The 14914-nt window shown below is 44.5% G+C and carries 16 protein-coding genes; 5 read left to right on the forward strand and 11 right to left on the reverse strand.

Going from position 1 to position 14914, the window contains the following annotated elements:
- Nucleotides 1–9 precede the first annotated feature (9 nt).
- The 6 genes from AC1TPC_RS01990 to AC1TPC_RS02015 form a co-directional block, all read right to left on the reverse strand.
- Entirely contained in the window at nucleotides 10–1848 is a 1839-nt protein-coding gene (locus AC1TPC_RS01990; RefSeq protein WP_482065193.1) for an ABC transporter ATP-binding protein, read from the reverse strand.
- The gene (locus AC1TPC_RS01995) at nucleotides 1845–2435 is read right to left on the reverse strand and encodes a PadR family transcriptional regulator (RefSeq protein ID WP_482065194.1); all 591 of its coding nucleotides are present in this window, start codon (nucleotides 2433–2435) and stop codon (nucleotides 1845–1847) included. The genes AC1TPC_RS01990 and AC1TPC_RS01995 overlap by 4 nt, the downstream gene beginning before the upstream one ends.
- A gap of 523 nt (nucleotides 2436–2958) precedes the next feature.
- Nucleotides 2959–3267, reverse strand: coding sequence for a hypothetical protein (locus AC1TPC_RS02000; protein ID WP_482065195.1), 309 nt, complete (start codon nucleotides 3265–3267; stop codon nucleotides 2959–2961).
- On the reverse strand, nucleotides 3267–3449 hold the full coding sequence (locus AC1TPC_RS02005) for a YezD family protein (protein WP_482065196.1): 183 nt from the start codon (nucleotides 3447–3449) through the stop codon (nucleotides 3267–3269). The genes AC1TPC_RS02000 and AC1TPC_RS02005 overlap by 1 nt, the downstream gene beginning before the upstream one ends.
- Nucleotides 3450–3499: 50 nt before the next feature.
- Nucleotides 3500–3736, reverse strand: coding sequence for a nitroreductase family protein (locus AC1TPC_RS02010; RefSeq protein WP_482065197.1), 237 nt, complete (start codon nucleotides 3734–3736; stop codon nucleotides 3500–3502).
- A 615-nt stretch (nucleotides 3737–4351) separates the two neighbouring features.
- Nucleotides 4352–6415, reverse strand: a complete 2064-nt coding sequence (locus tag AC1TPC_RS02015; protein ID WP_482065198.1) for a methyl-accepting chemotaxis protein — start codon at nucleotides 6413–6415, stop codon at nucleotides 4352–4354.
- Nucleotides 6416–6730: 315 nt separating this feature from the next.
- Between AC1TPC_RS02015 and AC1TPC_RS02020 the strand changes: the two genes are divergently transcribed.
- The 3 genes from AC1TPC_RS02020 (at nucleotide 6731) to AC1TPC_RS02030 (ending at nucleotide 7759) form a co-directional block, all read left to right on the forward strand.
- Nucleotides 6731–7063, forward strand: a complete 333-nt coding sequence (locus tag AC1TPC_RS02020) for a DUF2500 family protein (RefSeq protein WP_482065199.1) — start codon at nucleotides 6731–6733, stop codon at nucleotides 7061–7063.
- 194 nt (nucleotides 7064–7257) lie between these two features.
- Nucleotides 7258–7614: a YtxH domain-containing protein gene (locus AC1TPC_RS02025; RefSeq protein ID WP_482065200.1), complete on the forward strand. Its 357-nt coding sequence runs from the start codon at nucleotides 7258–7260 to the stop codon at nucleotides 7612–7614.
- Nucleotides 7615–7618: 4 nt separating this feature from the next.
- On the forward strand, nucleotides 7619–7759 hold the full coding sequence (locus AC1TPC_RS02030; protein ID WP_482065201.1) for a hypothetical protein: 141 nt from the start codon (nucleotides 7619–7621) through the stop codon (nucleotides 7757–7759).
- 67 nt (nucleotides 7760–7826) lie between these two features.
- Here AC1TPC_RS02030 and AC1TPC_RS02035 read toward each other — a convergent pair whose 3' ends face one another.
- From AC1TPC_RS02035 to AC1TPC_RS02045, 3 genes are read right to left on the reverse strand one after another with little or no spacing between them, the layout of a single operon-like run.
- A complete protein-coding gene (locus tag AC1TPC_RS02035; protein ID WP_482065202.1) occupies nucleotides 7827–8609 on the reverse strand; it encodes a sigma-70 family RNA polymerase sigma factor in 783 nt (260 codons plus the stop codon).
- Complete coding sequence (gene rsbW / locus AC1TPC_RS02040; protein WP_482065203.1) at nucleotides 8606–9046, reverse strand: anti-sigma B factor RsbW; 441 nt, start codon at nucleotides 9044–9046, stop codon at nucleotides 8606–8608. Before rsbW ends, AC1TPC_RS02035 begins: the two co-directional genes overlap by 4 nt.
- A 38-nt stretch (nucleotides 9047–9084) precedes the next feature.
- The gene (locus AC1TPC_RS02045) at nucleotides 9085–9519 is read right to left on the reverse strand and encodes a DUF948 domain-containing protein (RefSeq protein ID WP_482065204.1); all 435 of its coding nucleotides are present in this window, start codon (nucleotides 9517–9519) and stop codon (nucleotides 9085–9087) included.
- A gap of 170 nt (nucleotides 9520–9689) precedes the next feature.
- On the opposite strand from AC1TPC_RS02045, the gene AC1TPC_RS02050 reads away from it, so the two are divergent.
- Together AC1TPC_RS02050 and AC1TPC_RS02055 are read left to right on the forward strand one after the other, a co-directional pair.
- Entirely contained in the window at nucleotides 9690–12446 is a 2757-nt protein-coding gene (locus tag AC1TPC_RS02050) for a CHASE3 domain-containing protein (RefSeq protein ID WP_482065205.1), read from the forward strand.
- Nucleotides 12443–13312, forward strand: a complete 870-nt coding sequence (locus tag AC1TPC_RS02055) for a CheR family methyltransferase (protein ID WP_482065206.1) — start codon at nucleotides 12443–12445, stop codon at nucleotides 13310–13312. Before AC1TPC_RS02050 ends, AC1TPC_RS02055 begins: the two co-directional genes overlap by 4 nt.
- A 52-nt stretch (nucleotides 13313–13364) precedes the next feature.
- Here the strand turns inward: AC1TPC_RS02055 and AC1TPC_RS02060 are convergent, their stop codons facing one another.
- Nucleotides 13365–13640, reverse strand: a complete 276-nt coding sequence (locus tag AC1TPC_RS02060; protein WP_482065207.1) for a hypothetical protein — start codon at nucleotides 13638–13640, stop codon at nucleotides 13365–13367.
- A 17-nt stretch (nucleotides 13641–13657) separates the two neighbouring features.
- Entirely contained in the window at nucleotides 13658–14911 is a 1254-nt protein-coding gene (locus AC1TPC_RS02065) for a hypothetical protein (protein WP_482065208.1), read from the reverse strand.
- Between the last annotated feature and the right edge of the window lie 3 nt (nucleotides 14912–14914).

Below are 14914 nucleotides of genomic sequence, written 5' to 3' on the forward strand. Positions count from 1 at the left end.
GTGGATCGTTTATTGCACGGCATCCGTTTGCGGGAATTGCAGCTCATACAACTGATTGTAGCGCCCTTGACGGATTAGCAGCTCGTCATGCGTTCCGTTCTCTACGATTTCACCTCGCTCCAGTACATAAATCTGATCCGCCTGCTGAATGGTAGACAGGCGATGCGCAATAACAAGGCAGGTACGTCCCGCCAGCAATTGCGCCAGCGCATCTTGAATGTATTGCTCCGACTCTGTGTCGAGTGAAGCGGTAGCCTCATCAAGAATAATGACCCGAGGATTTTTCAAAATCGCCCTAGCAATAGAAAGCCGCTGCTTCTGGCCGCCGGACAGCTTCACTCCCCGCTCGCCGATTTGCGTTTCATAGCCTTGCGGGAACGAATCAATAAAGGCTGATGCATTCGCCGCCCTAGCTGCTGCAATGACCTCCTCTTCCGTCGCATGATGATTGCCGTACCGGATATTATCCCCGATCGTCCCATTGAATAAAATGATATCCTGCGACACGATTCCAATCTGCTCCCTAAGCGAAGCCAACGTAATATCCTTCAGCGAAAAACCGTCAATTGTTATTTCGCCAGACTGCGGATCATAAAATCTAGCGATGAGATGAGCAATCGTTGTTTTGCCTGAACCTGATGATCCGACAAGCGCGGTCACCTTGCCCGCTTCAAGCTCCAAATAAAATTTTTTCAATATGGTAGAATCTTTGGTATACGCAAAATCAATATGATTAAACACGATATGCCCGCTTGCTCGCGGCAGCTTAATCGCTCCCTCCTTCTCTATGATTTCAGCATTCGTGTTCATAACCTCCATAATGCGCTCATAAGCGGCAGCCGACTGCTGGATCGTATTAATAATTCGGCTAAAATGGCGAACCGGGTTTTGCAAAAGCCGCAAATAGGCGATGAAAGCAACAATCGTGCCAACTGTCATCTGATTCTTCATCGCAAGCCATGCTCCAAATACAAGCACGATAGCGAGGCCCAGAAAATTAAGCAAATCAATAATAGGCTCATAAGCTGCCCGCAAGCGAGTCACCTGAATATTCGCATCCATATTCCGCTTTGTTCGCTCAGAGAAACGATCCGATTCGTAGTCCTCTGCGGTAAACGCTTTAATAAGACGTATGCCTGTTAGCGTATTTTGCAAATGGTCGCTGACATCGGCTACAGATTCCTGTACCGTTCGGAAGGAAGAGCGCAATCTTTTGCCAAAAAATTTGGTCGTCAGAATCATAAACGGGAAGGTTGCGAGCAGCAGCAGCGTCAGTCTCCAATCAATCCAAAGCATATAAATCGCAATTGCGGTAAAGGTGAAGAAATCAGTAAACAATTGCATCATGCTGGAGGAAATCATTTGCTGAAGGATGCTTACGTCATTCGTAACTCTAGACATCAGGTCGCCGGTACGATTGCGGTCAAAGAAAGCTACGTCCAGGCGCTGCATATGACGATACAAATCGTTGCGAAGATTGTACAGCACCTTTTGGCCGATAGAGGACATCAGAGTAGTGCTCGCATAACGCAGGGCGCCAAGTGCGATCGCCGCACCCAAAACACCGCCGCCAATAAGAAACAGCTTGGAAAACAGCTTTTCTGGAATAATGTGATCAATCGTATAACGCGTTAATTGCGGAACGATAAACTCCAGCAGCGAAATCGCGATGACGCAAGCAACGGAAGCGATTAGCAAGGGCAACTGCAATCGTGCATGAGTATATATTCGCACGAACATGCTGAATATGCTGGCTGGATTCGCCTTCTCGCCGGTGCCGAATTTCCTCATGCCGCCCAAGCCGCCGCCTTGCCGATGCATCGGAGCGGAATTGTGACGTTCGCTCATGCTCCTTTCCCCTCTTCGCCGCCGCTTTCCGCTTCAGCAGCTACTTGGCGAAGCGAGAGACGCAAATGCTCGAGGATCGTACGCAGCTGCGCCGCCTTCCTGCTGTCGTTCACAACCGCTCGTTCTGCCGCCTTGAGCAAATGAAGCAGCTCTTTGCCGGCCGGTGTTAATCGCCGATTCGGCTTGCTTCGATCACACGGAGCGCCTTCCTCCTCAGCGCAGCCATACTCCCGCCGATCCAGGCCATTAGCGGCATTCTCCTTCTCCTCAAGCAAATAAGCTCTGCCGTTATCCGTTATTTCAAAAATCTTCTTCTCATCCTGCTTGGAGGATTCCACAAACCCCTGGTCCCGCAGCATCTGAAGGGTAGGATAAATCGAGCCTGCACTCGGCTTGTATGTACCTCCGGACTGGTCCTCAAGTGCTTTCATCATTTGATAGCCATGCATGCTTTCTTGCTCAAGCAGCGCAAGCAAAGCATATTTCACTCCGCCGCGGCTAAAAAATCGTCTGCCCGAGCCGCTCATATCTCTTTCATGGGCATGATGCAAAAACAATCGTTCCTCTGGCTGCCATTCTCCTGTCATCCCGCATGCTCCTTTATTAACGATATATCGTATTATTTTAAATATTATACGATATATCGTTAATTGGCAATTACTTATTGCGTAATAGACAGCTGCTTGGATGCTGCCATACCTAAGGCTGCTTAACCGCTCCGCTATTTTTCCCAATCGATTATCAGAACAAGATTTCCGCCAAAAAAAAGGATATCTTGTGCTGCTCTGATATCCTAAATTGATACGATAGAATGTATGTAGTTAATGAATTAGCTTATAACCGCTTCTTTCGCGACTTGCAGACCTGCTGTCACGTCGTCAACCTTCGCCAGCTTCGCCTGCTGCTAGTCGCGGACCTTCTGGCGGCGCTTCTCCAGTGTTCTTCCTAATCTGGGATTTCATCGTATGAACAAAAAAACCGGAGACATGTTATGCAAAATGTCTCCGGTTATCCGGTCGGTAATGATTAGTATTCATATGAAAATAATGTACTTTAAATAATAAGAGTACCGCAGGGTGATGTCAACCATCATCTCTGCAGTTATTTGGCTCAGTATGCGGACAATACTCTTCCTGCATGAATATCCTGCTCGGCTACAAACTCGGCTAGCTCCACAATTAAATTGCCTTTCCCAAAGGATAAAAACTTTCTTCCTTCCTCGGTCTGCCCCTGCGTCATAAAGTCCAAAAAACGAATGATCATTTTCCGTCTGCGTTTAATTTCAGGATAGCCATTATCGTACAGCCACTGATCAATCGTATTATAAATCCCGCGATTCAGTCGATACATGTGCAAGCAATAATGATGAAATGCCAAATCAGGCCATTCGTATACGCCTATAGTAAGGTTGTTCTTCATTATCTCTGCTTCCGGGCAGCAGAATGAGCTTTCTCCGTGTCATAGCGACTGCGCTCTGTCCGATCAATTTGAACGATTTGCCCGTTATGAATCGTAATTTGAATGACACCGAATTGAACCCCTGTCAATTGCTCCTTAATCCGTTTCAACCACTCATCAGCAACCTCAACCGGTCTAGACATAATCAACACCCTCTCCAAAGTTATGTTTGCAGCCCTCTTAGGCTTACAATCTAATCAACCGAAGCTGATTGTCTATTCGTATTGCTCGAAGAAGGCGCCCATCTGGCGGCTTCCAATATCGTGTAAAGCTCTTCATCGGTAACGCGCTGCTCCGAGTAGGAACGCGGCGACCAACGATTCAAAATAAGCGGGTGTTCCGGATAATCCGGCCGCCGCGCTTCGGCAACCTCCGGACTGTAATTTGACTCAAGTGACTGAGTGTAAGCATGTATTTCCGAGAGACTCACCCTATTGCACCTCCCTTTATGAAAAAAAAGGCGCACGACAACCGATTCGGCATTCGGTTGGCATGCGCCTCCAGTTTTCTAGCGAGCGCGAATGTAAATAAACTACAGCGATACTAATGCCATAATTTCTTATTCGATTCTCATTTCTATATCCGACTAATTCAATAGGATAAATTAAATTTACCATAGATGTTTTCTATTCGTCAACAATTATCCTCTCAAGCTGGCGTTTATGCATAATGGCAGCAAGCATCGGCTTCGTGTGCAGCGCTGCCCGCCAGCCCCTTCAGCAATAAACAATATTTGCACGACTACAAATATATTCCAATAATCCAAATTGAAGCCGGAACACCTGGGAACTGGGCATGCATATAAAGGCCGAACGTCAAGCATGCAATAACGGAAGAGAAAATATATTCGAGCAGCACCACCCAGCCGACCAAGAAGCCTGCATAAGGATGGATAGCTTTCTAAACACAAGTATATGCGGAAGCGCTTTTATCCCTCCGTGAACACAGCATGCTGTGCGTTTTCTCTCGGTCCAGTCCGATGTTAAAAAAAAAAGACCTTTGCATCACTTGCCTAGATGCAAAGGTCTTTTGTCTTCTTGTGCGATCAAGAAACCTTGAATTTTGCTGACGTTTCCGCAAGCTCATTCGTAAGGTTATCAATCGTTTCAACCATATTCGCGAGCTGATGTACAGTAGCCGATTGCTCCATCATCGTCGCAGTCACTTCCTCTACCGATGCAGATACTTCCTCTCCTGCGGCAGAGAGGCTTTGTGCCGATTCCTGGACCTCGTCTCTATCCTTTTCCATACGGGCAACTTCACTTGCCATTGCTATAATCTGATCCGTAATCTCCATTATTTTATCCAAAATGGTATTGAACGCCTCTTGCGTCTCACCGACGAATTCATCCTGCTTCACAGCGATATTACGAATTTCTATCACACTGTCATTGTTCTCTGCGACGAACGCAAGGTTGTTTTGTATGATCGTGTTAATTTCATTCGACTGCTTAGAGCTTTGTTCTGCAAGCTTACGGATCTCAGATGCAACTACTGCAAAGCCTCGCCCATGCTCGCCTGCTCTTGCAGCTTCAATTGATGCGTTCAGTGCTAGCAGGTTGGTTTGCTTGGCAATTTCATTGATTGCTCCTGTAATTTTGCTAATAAGAGCAGAGCTTTCTTGAAGCTTATGCGTAATTGCAGAAATTTTTTGAACTTCTGCTTCATTTTGATCGTTAATTTGAATCAGATTATTGACAACTTGATTGCTTGTGTTGAATACTTTGACGATTTCTTCTGCCCTTTCCTTAACGGATTGGACTTTATCATTCATAGAGGCGAACTTCTCGCCAAATCCATAAAACTTATCGACGATATGCTCTGTATCAAGCGACTGCGATTCCATTGCTTTTGCAATCTCCATGGATGTTACCGAAGTCTCGCTAATCGACTGAGCCGTTTGCTTTGATGACTCCTCTAGTTTACTTGTACTTGAGTTAAGAACCAAAATCGTTTTATTCATATTTGTAATTAAATCTTTGTTTTGTCTCACCATGCTATTAAAGCTATCAGCCAAATCTTTAAACTCGCTATCGTACTTCCCGCTTGCCGCTACTGTAAGATCACCTGATGCCAATTGTTTAAAAAGTCTTGTTAATTGAGCAATCGGTCTTGTGATGTAACGCGAAAGAATGAATCCAAAAGCAATTGCCACAATAACCGCTAGAGTTGTAATCAAATACATTTTTTGAAGCATATCTTTAACAGGACGTTTAATGTCATCATAGGAATCAATAACGGAAACAACCAGATCAGCGCTCGGAATTTGATTGATTCTAGCATAATCGTTGCCAAGCTCCATTGTTTGCACTTTTATTTTCTCGGTAGCTTTATCCGCTAGAACCGATTGAATGTCTGAATTATCATCGACACTCTCACCAATTTTAGATGGATCCGTTGAATGATAAAGTATGGTGCCTCCTCGGCTAATAATTTCAATTTTTCCATTTGCATTAATTTTAATATTGCCGAGCTTATTCACAAAAAACTTACTGTCTACCGTTGCGGCAAAAACACCGATTGTCTGCCCGCTCTCGTTCAGAATGGGATGCGAAAAGACGAGTATAATCTTACCTGTGCTCTTCGATTTGATGGCGTCTGAAATAAAGGATTTCCCCTTCATTGCTTCAAGGAAGTATTCACGATCAGAGCGTGATTGGCCAATGTTATCGGCATTTGTACCCGTGACAATAACACCATTGGAATCGATAACCAGAAATGACTCATTGCCCTTCGTGCCTTTAAAGCCTTGTAAAATGGTTTTGTTAGCTTTCGTAAATAAAACATTCAATGGGGAGAAAAACTGAGCATCAGGCATCGTTCCTGCTTTGCGTAGCTTTAGCAGCTCTCGATAGGTATTGTCATTTGAGGCTAAAAACGTGGACTGCTCCTGCAACTGAATGGCCGTCATTAGTCCTTCGCCGATTCGGTCAGCATTCGCATTTATTTCATCCTTGCTTTTTGTCAGCAATAATTCCGATGAGAATAGGTACATCGTGAACGCAGTAGCAAACAAGATAATAATCACCAATAAACTTATTAATACAGGAAGCTTAATTTGCAATGAAGTGTTTTTTGCTTTATTTAAAACTTTATTTTGCCATCCCATTATGTATAATCTCCTCTGTGTTATGTCCCCGTATTATGTAAGTTTTTAATAAAAAATAGTTCCTCCTTCCATCATGTAAATAGTGATTCTTTCATGAAAACACATGAATTTCCTATCACTAAAGCAGGAAATTGACCAAATCGTAGCATCGGCCCTCTTTAATGTCAATGACTTCCTTAATTCAACACAAAATGTTAATATTACGTATTAATTCTCTTTGTCTCTCCATCAGTACTTTATAAAAGTGGAAACGAATCGCCTAGCTTTGAATACAATGTTAAAATACAAATTAGTAAAATGATGGGATGGAGTCAGATGAATGGATTAGGATCTTCAATCGGCGGCGGCTTCAGCTTGATGTTTACGATCGTCCCGGTATTTATTGGCATCATATTTATCCTTGTCATAGGCGGGATCTTGTATTCTATTGTCAACCATGCCAAAAATGCTAGAGCTCCACAGGAATCAAGCTACGCCCGCATCGTATCCAAGCGGATGGATATCGGCCATCATACGAATCACCATAACCATAACGGTATCGGGCACTCGACGAACTCATCGCGAACCTACTACTATATCACCTTGGAATTCGATCCTCCGTTTCCTGCGGCGTGTAGCAAATGTTGTCGTACACCACATCAAACCTAGGGACCCAATCGCTTGACCGAGCGCAGCAGAATCGGTTCGATCCAACTGTAGCCATCGACGCACCATTATCGTTAAATTGTAAATTTTTTACTTAAATATTTGTTTCAAAAAGACGGTATCCGTTTATATATAACTAAGTTGAACAAACGTTGGTCAACATGATCAACAAATAACCAAACGAGGAGAGATGACAAATGTCACGAGAAAACTCTAGTAACGGCGTATTGTTAGGCGCAATTGTAGGAGGTGCCATCGGTGCCATTTCGGCTCTGCTGTTTGCTCCAAAATCAGGCGCAAACCTTCGGGAGGATCTCTCGAACAAGTTCAAGACGATCAGCGAGAAAACAAAGGATATCGCCACTGCGGTGGGACAAAATACGAAAGAGCTCGCCACTACTGTCGGGCAGAACACAAAGGAACTAGCCAGCAACATCAAAGATGAAGCCGGCGATCTGGTCGATCATGCTAAAAAATCAAACCAGACGATTATGGATTCCTTTTCCTCCGCTAAGGATGACGTCAAGGATGGACTTGCTGCCTCTGGGAGGTAACACGATGAAAACCGAACTTGAAGAAACAACAAACTCCATGGCCCCAAACGAGGAAGAAATGATCAAGCTGGGCGAGGATATGGAGCAGATGGAAACCAATGCAGAGGTTATTGAGCGGGGTCTGATTCCAGACCCCGCTCAATAAAATGCAATTATTATCAAAAAACACCCTATCCATATCGAATATGGATAGGGTGTTTTTATGATTAATGTCAAAGGATAAAATCCGGACGCTGATCCACGAGCAATACCTTGAGTTTCTCGATCGCCCGTTTCTGAATGCGTGATACGCTCATCTGCGATACGCCTAGCTCTTCGGCGATATCCCGCTGCGATTTGCCGCTATGATAAGCTAGCAGAAGCACTTTCTTCTCCTCTGCCTTCAGTTGATCCAGCGCCTCCTCCAGATCCAGACGATTATCGACATGCTGATAATCGTCCTTGTCCGAACCGATGAGATCGCCAATCGTTGCGGCGCTATCCCCTTCGCTAGATAAAGGCGTATCAAGCGATACATAATGATAAGATTCGCGGCAGGACAGCACCTCAATTGTTTCCTCTACCGAGAGGTCAAGATGGACTGCGATTTCCTCCATTTTAGGCGAATGTCCAAGCTCCACCGTCAAGTGATCGATAGCCTGCTGGATAAGCAGGCCCTTCTCTTTAATTCGTCTTGGCACTTGGATATACCATGATTTATCACGCAAGTAGTTTTTCAGGTGGCCGATGATGCTTTTCATCGCGTAGCCTTCAAACGGAATTTCCCGCGAGCTGTCATACTGCTTGAATAAGCGAAGCATAGAAAGCTGGCCAACCTGATACAAATCCTCATAGAGGTCAGGCCGACTGCGGGACATTTTGGCGGCTGCCATCCTCACGATCGGTTCAAAATGCTGCAGCAATACCGTCGCGGTATCGTTGCAGCCTGTCTCCTGATAAAATTTCATTTTTTCTATCGTTTCTTTTGGATCCAGGCAGGATGAATTCACGCTCATGCCATCTCCTCTTTCCTACCAAATAGCTTGGTGAGAATCACCTCTGTACCTCTTTCGGAAAAGATCTCCACCTTATCCATTAACGCATGCATCATGAATAGGCCAAGCCCGCCAGCCGTCACTTCTTCCAGCTTCTTATCGTGCAGGGAGACGGACTTGCTCAGCGCAGGTTCGTATTTGAAGCTTTCGCCCTCATCTTTAATCCGAATGGACAACCCTTCTTGCTCAAGCTCGAAGCTGATGTCTACTACACCAGGCTGCGCATTGCTGTAAGCATGAAGCACAACGTTTGTGCAGGCCTCCGTAACCGCTACCTTCATATCTTCAATTTCCTCATACGAGAAACCTGCTTTATTCGCAATGCCAAACAATGTCAATCTTACAATATCGATATATTCCGCCCGCGCCGGAATCGTCAACCGAATGAATGAGTTCATAGTTTCTTCTGTCCTCTCTTGTATGTTCCTATTATAGCTCATATGTTTTTGACTTTATTCCAAACTCTTATCGTGGATATAACACCGTCATAAACCGTACTTATTAATCCAGGCTCTCCTGCCGGCTTTGCTTTCTTGCCCTCGCCTTTTATGGAGGCAACCACGCTTGCGGCTGACTCCTTGGCTGCTCCGGTAAACGAATGCAGGGCATGGCCAAGATCATTGACGGAAGCAAATAGCACGTCCAACGAGCTAAGCTTCGATCTTACATCACGAGTCATCGCATTCGTATGATGAACGGCCTCTTTCACTTCAACACTGATCTGCGTTACCTCTGTTCGCAATGATCCGATCGTGACTCGCATCTCTTCCAACGTGCCTCGTAAAATTTTCAACGTTTGAATGAGCGAATACAAGAGAACAAGAAACGCAATTGCTATAACAGCAATACTGATCTGCATTAACATATCCATCGTTGTCACCACTTTCTTTTCTTTTTTTCATAAGTTACCCGCTATTGCCTTATTTGAATCAGCTGGCATGCTTAAGTTGTTAATAGCAGGAAGAAAATTGTCAATTGCCTTATTCATGATATAATTGAAGGATTCTATTAAATCGATCATTGAAATCAAAGGAGCTTATCATGCTTAGTAATCTACGATTAAATATTCGCTCGAAAATTTTAATCGGCTATTTTCTTATCATTTGTTGTTTAGGAGCATCCATTATTGTAGTAAGCGACAGAATATCGTCCTTGCAAAGTGAAATTGAGTCGATTACAAGCCGTGATATCGAAGTCCATAATTTGATTACGACCATTCGCTATAATGCCGTCAGCATGGAGACTAGCCAGCGAGGGTATGTCATTACCGGCAATGAGTCTTATTTAGAGCCGTATACGGAAGGGAAATCGGAATGGGAGGCTAACTACAATGCCTTGTACCAATACATCGCTGATGACCCGACTACACGCAAAAGTCTTGAGGAGATCAAGCTTACGATCCAAAATTGGATCAATGTAGCGGGCGAGCCTACCGTCGCTCTTCGCAAGGCGAACGACACGCAAGGGATCATCGATTTCTTTAATGAAGACATAGGTAAAAAAGATATTGATGCCCTTCGCACGCAATTAGAGACACTGCGCCAAAAAGAGATTGCATCCACTAAAAATCATATTATGCAGCTTGAAAACCGGAACGATATGCTCGTTATCAGCCTGTATGTCATGCTGCTCGTCGTTTCCGTTGTCGCTCTCATAATCGTTTCATTTGTATCTGGGACTATCGTAAAGACGATTAAAGATGTCGTAAAATCGATAACCGACATCGCCTCTGCAGGAGGGGACCTCTCCACACGAATTAAAGTAAACACACGAGATGAGATCAGAGATCTCGCTCATGCAACCAATGCGCTGCTCGACAACGTAAACGATCAAAACTGGATTCAAACAAAGGTCGCCGAGGTGGCAACTATGAATCAGGGAATTAACGATATGACGACGTTAGCAGAATCCTTTCTTTCAAAGATTGCTCCCATGCTTAACGCAACCTATGGATTATTTTATATGAAGCAAGGAACCGGCGATCAGCAGAAGCTGATCAAAATCGCCTCATATGCCGTATCAGGAGAAAGTGCTGGACATGCCAGCTTCCGTATGGGCGAAGGCCTCATCGGTCAAGCAGCGCAAGAGAAACGCAATTTTCTGCTCAATTCGGCACCTGACCATCCCATCAGCATTACATCAGGACTTGTATCGGTGCAGCCGAAGAGCATTCTAATCGTTCCGATCGAATTTGAAGGAAAGGTAGCCGCTGTCGTGGAATTCGCATCCGTTGAATCGTTTACTTCACAGCATTTGAAGCTATTGGAGCAAATCGAAAATTCATTTGGCGTTGCAATCAATAATGTTATTGGCCGCATGGAGGTCGAGCGTCTGCTCAGCGAATCGCAGGTGTTGACGGAGGAGCTGCAAACGCAAACCGAGGAGCTTCAGACGCAGTCGGAGGAGCTGCAGATGCAGCAGGAAGAAATGCGCATGACCACCGAGCATCTCGAGGAGCAAAACCTGTTCGCCGAGCAGAAAACGAAGGAATTGGAAAAGGCGAAGGAAGAGCTCGAAACGTATTCCGAGCAGCTTAAGAAAAGCTCGCAGTACAAATCCAACTTCCTTGCCAATATGTCGCATGAGCTTCGCACTCCGCTCAACAGCATATTGATTTTGTCACAGCTTCTTTCAGAAAATGAGAATGAAACGTTGAATCCAGAGGAAGAAGGGTATGCTAAAGTCATCCATACGTCCGGCAATGATCTGCTTACGCTTATTGATGACATTCTCGATTTATCCAAGATCGAGGCTGGAAAGGTCATTTTGATGATGGATGAAGTAAACGTCAGCGAAATACCAGAGCATATGAAGCTTCTATTTAACCCTGTAGCTGAAAACAAAGAAATTGCTTTCCATATCAACGTAGATGAAAATGTCCCTCCTGTGCTCTATACAGACGGACAGAGATTGCAGCAAATTTTGAAAAATGTATTGTCTAACGCTTTTAAATTTACGGAGCAAGGGAACGTTTCTCTGAATATTCAAATCGCCGATCCGCAAAGCGTGATGCAGCATCTTCCTAACCACGCCGACAAAGAGGTATTTGCTATATCTGTAACCGATACGGGCATAGGCATACCGCTTAACAAGCAGAAGTTAATCTTTGAAGCGTTCCAGCAGGTTGACGGTGAAACCAATCGTCAATATGGCGGTACTGGGCTTGGCTTATCGATCTGCAATGAATTCAGCAGACTTCTCGGCGGACGCATTACACTCGAAAGCCAGCCGGATATGGGCAGCACCTTTACACTCTTTATACCAAGCTTGCCGGATATGGAAAAAGAGCAGCTTTTCTCGTTTCATCAGGAGATAGCAGCAGCCTCTGAGCCTTCGATCGTCGTACAAGCACCCGGCATCATCGAACAGACCGATAATGATCTTGTTCTAGCGGACAATGAGTCCTCGCTTTTTGAAGGAAAAAGAGTTCTGCTCGTAGAGGATGATTCACGCAACGTATATGCGTTGGTCAAATCGCTGGAGAATAAGAAGTTTAAAGTGACAGTAGCCAGCAACGGAAAACAATGCATGGACATTATCAACAAAAACACTGACTTCGATCTGGTGCTCATGGACATTATGATGCCCATCATGGACGGTTTTGAAACGATGAAAGCGATGCGGCTTGTTCCCGCAATGCAGGATACGCCAATCATTGCGCTCACAGCGAAAGCGATGAAGAGTGACCGCGATAAATGCTTGGAGGCAGGTGCCTCCGATTATATTAGCAAGCCTCTCAATATGGAGCAGTTATTTTCGCTTATGCGGGTATGGCTAACAAAGCAGGTGGGTAATTGAGCAAGGAATGGAATGAGGAAGACTTCATTAATGAAGATGCGTTAACGCAAGACGAGCTGGAGCGCATAGAAATCAATTTGCTGCTTGAAGGCATTTACAGCATTTACGGCTTCGATTTTCGAAACTACTTGCGCTCATCGCTGCGTCGGCGTATTTATCATCGGATAAATCTTGAAGGCTTGCCGACGATAACGTCGCTTCTTGAGAAGGTGCTTCATGAGCCTAAATTTTTCGATAAGCTGCTGAATGATTTCTCGATAAAAGTAACGGAAATGTTTCGTGATCCCAGCTTTTTTGCATCTTTTCGCAAGGACGTCATTCCGCTGCTTCGCGAGCTTCCCGAAATTCGGATATGGCATGCAGGCTGCGCGACTGGGGAAGAGGTTTACTCGATGGCTATCCTACTGCATGAGGAAGGTCTGCTGGATAAAGCTAAGATCTATGCAACGGACATGAATGAGCATGTCATCGAGAGTGCAAAAAAAGGTAAATTTCCGCTTAAGCGCATGCAGTCCTTTACGAAAAATTATTTGCAGGCTGGCGGGACCAAGGAGTTCTCCTCCTACTATACAACCAATCACGAGCATGCAATGTTCCATTCTTATATCAAGGAAAACATGATGTTTGCGCAGCATAATCTTGCAACGGATCGTTCATTCAATGAATTTCACGTCATTTTATGCCGGAACGTTCTGATCTATTTTGACTCTGAGCTTCAAAAAAATGTGCATCAGCTGTTTTTCGAAAGCCTTGCATTGGAAGGCTTCCTGGCCTTAGGCAATATGGAATCGCTCTTAACCCCACATAAAAACAAATACGCGGACTTTAATGCGCCAGAGCGAATTTTCCGCAAGATGAGCAGTTAAGTTTAATAAAAATAGAGCCAGATTCCTTAACCAAGGAATCTGGCTCTTATTGTTATAAGGCCGCTGTTTGGTTAGCAATAGAAGCCGTGCGGGCTATCTTGATCGAAGCACTCATCGTCACCTTTTTCGCATGGCTGCGCAGCTCTTCCTCCGAACCCGCTAACGGCTTCTCCATCCGGCTTAATTCTAGCAATGCCGCTTTTGCCGCCTCAGCTGCGAGAACCTCATCTTGCAGGATGAAATGGGCAACCTGATAGGTGAACTGCTCAAGTCCTCTTAATCGTTGAAGCTTATGATCCCTTAGTAATGCTGCGCTCATAACGTTCATAAGTATTCCTCGTCAAATCAATTTTTTATCGTTTCGTTGATTTCAAAATTTAACAAATGAAGCCTCTTTAACTCATCTTCAGCCTGCTGTTTGTCGCCAACAAAAGCTGCACGACCTGTGAACAGCAGCTTCCCGTTTGAAATATCAATTACGGCTGCTCCAGGAACGCCCGCTTGATTAAATAGAATGTACAAACGGTTTAATCCAAACTGCACCTTTTTAATCTCGTCCACACCTAGCTGCTCAGCCGATACCGTTGCATACGCGTTTTCATATTTCTTAGTCTGAGGGTTATAACGCGTTAAGGTAAGATGCTGAGGATCGTATTCTGCAAAATATAAATATTCGTTTTGCTCGCTTTGTACCCTTTCAGTGTCAGCAACCGATTCCCAAATCATTTCGGGTAATTCAGTCAATAAACCAGTAAGATACGAATAGGAGTAATACTTCTCGCTGAGCTTTTCTGCGTATCGAGTTGCTTCATCCTGCTCGTTGACCGTCACTTTTTTAAAGATAAAATAAACGTTTTCGGTCGGAGTCAAATATCCATCGGTTGTTATGGTTGAAACTTGTATTCGTTCATCTTTTTGATTGCTTTCGGTGCTTCCCCAAGACTCAAGCTTTTTATTTCGCATCAGCTTCCCACTCGTCATATTCATCACGAATACTTCGTATTCACCACTTTGCTCATTGTCTGAATAATATGTACCAACCAGAATATGAACCTCTTCATCCACTCGCTGTACATCTAATATACTAACATGTCTTAGCTTCCTAGCCCGCTCAAAGGACAGCTCGAATTCCGATATTTTGTCTGTTGTTTCATTAAGAAGACTTAGCTGAAGTGCAGCAAATGGTTCCTTAATTCCCACTTTTTCTAAGGCTATGTCTGCATAAATCACCCACTCCATATCACGGTAAAAGCCCTCCGAATTCTGTTTTCCGCGCATAAAGTTCTTATGATCAATGATCAACTGCTGGAATCCAGACCGGCTATAAAACCATGAATCTGCTTCAGTTAATCCTAAACGAAAGTTATTCGTGTTCAGGACGCTATACTCGCCTCCAGCTGTAGCTACTTTTAAAGGTTCGGAACTCATGTCCCCATAATAAGAGCCCGATAAGCTAACAGCTTCAGCTTCCCTTGGGTCACCTTGTATAATTTCTAGTGTGTATTCCGGTAGATGATTTTGTTTGCCGTACGAATAATAAGTGCCAATTCCGCTTACAGCGAGCACTGCAATAATGATGGATAACCAATAACGTCTCATTTA

The organism is Paenibacillus sp. Y280, assembly GCF_056786335.1.

Excerpts from the sequence above, each read along its gene's own strand:
- AC1TPC_RS02000 (WP_482065195.1), bottom strand. The coding sequence starts at position 3,267 with ATGAAGAACAACCTTACTATAGGCGTATACGAATGGCCTGATTTGGCA.
- AC1TPC_RS02015 (WP_482065198.1), bottom strand. The coding sequence starts at position 6,415 with ATGGGATGGCAAAATAAAGTTTTAAATAAAGCAAAAAACACTTCATTG.
- AC1TPC_RS02050 (WP_482065205.1), top strand. The coding sequence starts at position 9,690 with ATGCTTAGTAATCTACGATTAAATATTCGCTCGAAAATTTTAATCGGC.
- AC1TPC_RS02020 (WP_482065199.1), top strand. The coding sequence starts at position 6,731 with ATGAATGGATTAGGATCTTCAATCGGCGGCGGCTTCAGCTTGATGTTT.
- AC1TPC_RS02045 (WP_482065204.1), bottom strand. The coding sequence starts at position 9,519 with ATGGATATGTTAATGCAGATCAGTATTGCTGTTATAGCAATTGCGTTT.
- AC1TPC_RS02065 (WP_482065208.1), bottom strand. The coding sequence starts at position 14,911 with ATGAGACGTTATTGGTTATCCATCATTATTGCAGTGCTCGCTGTAAGC.
- AC1TPC_RS01990 (WP_482065193.1), bottom strand. The coding sequence starts at position 1,848 with ATGAGCGAACGTCACAATTCCGCTCCGATGCATCGGCAAGGCGGCGGC.
- rsbW (WP_482065203.1), bottom strand. The coding sequence starts at position 9,046 with ATGAACTCATTCATTCGGTTGACGATTCCGGCGCGGGCGGAATATATC.
- AC1TPC_RS02025 (WP_482065200.1), top strand. The coding sequence starts at position 7,258 with ATGTCACGAGAAAACTCTAGTAACGGCGTATTGTTAGGCGCAATTGTA.
- AC1TPC_RS02005 (WP_482065196.1), bottom strand. The coding sequence starts at position 3,449 with ATGTCTAGACCGGTTGAGGTTGCTGATGAGTGGTTGAAACGGATTAAG.
- AC1TPC_RS02035 (WP_482065202.1), bottom strand. The coding sequence starts at position 8,609 with ATGAGCGTGAATTCATCCTGCCTGGATCCAAAAGAAACGATAGAAAAA.
- AC1TPC_RS01995 (WP_482065194.1), bottom strand. The coding sequence starts at position 2,435 with ATGACAGGAGAATGGCAGCCAGAGGAACGATTGTTTTTGCATCATGCC.
- AC1TPC_RS02060 (WP_482065207.1), bottom strand. The coding sequence starts at position 13,640 with ATGAACGTTATGAGCGCAGCATTACTAAGGGATCATAAGCTTCAACGA.
- AC1TPC_RS02030 (WP_482065201.1), top strand. The coding sequence starts at position 7,619 with ATGAAAACCGAACTTGAAGAAACAACAAACTCCATGGCCCCAAACGAG.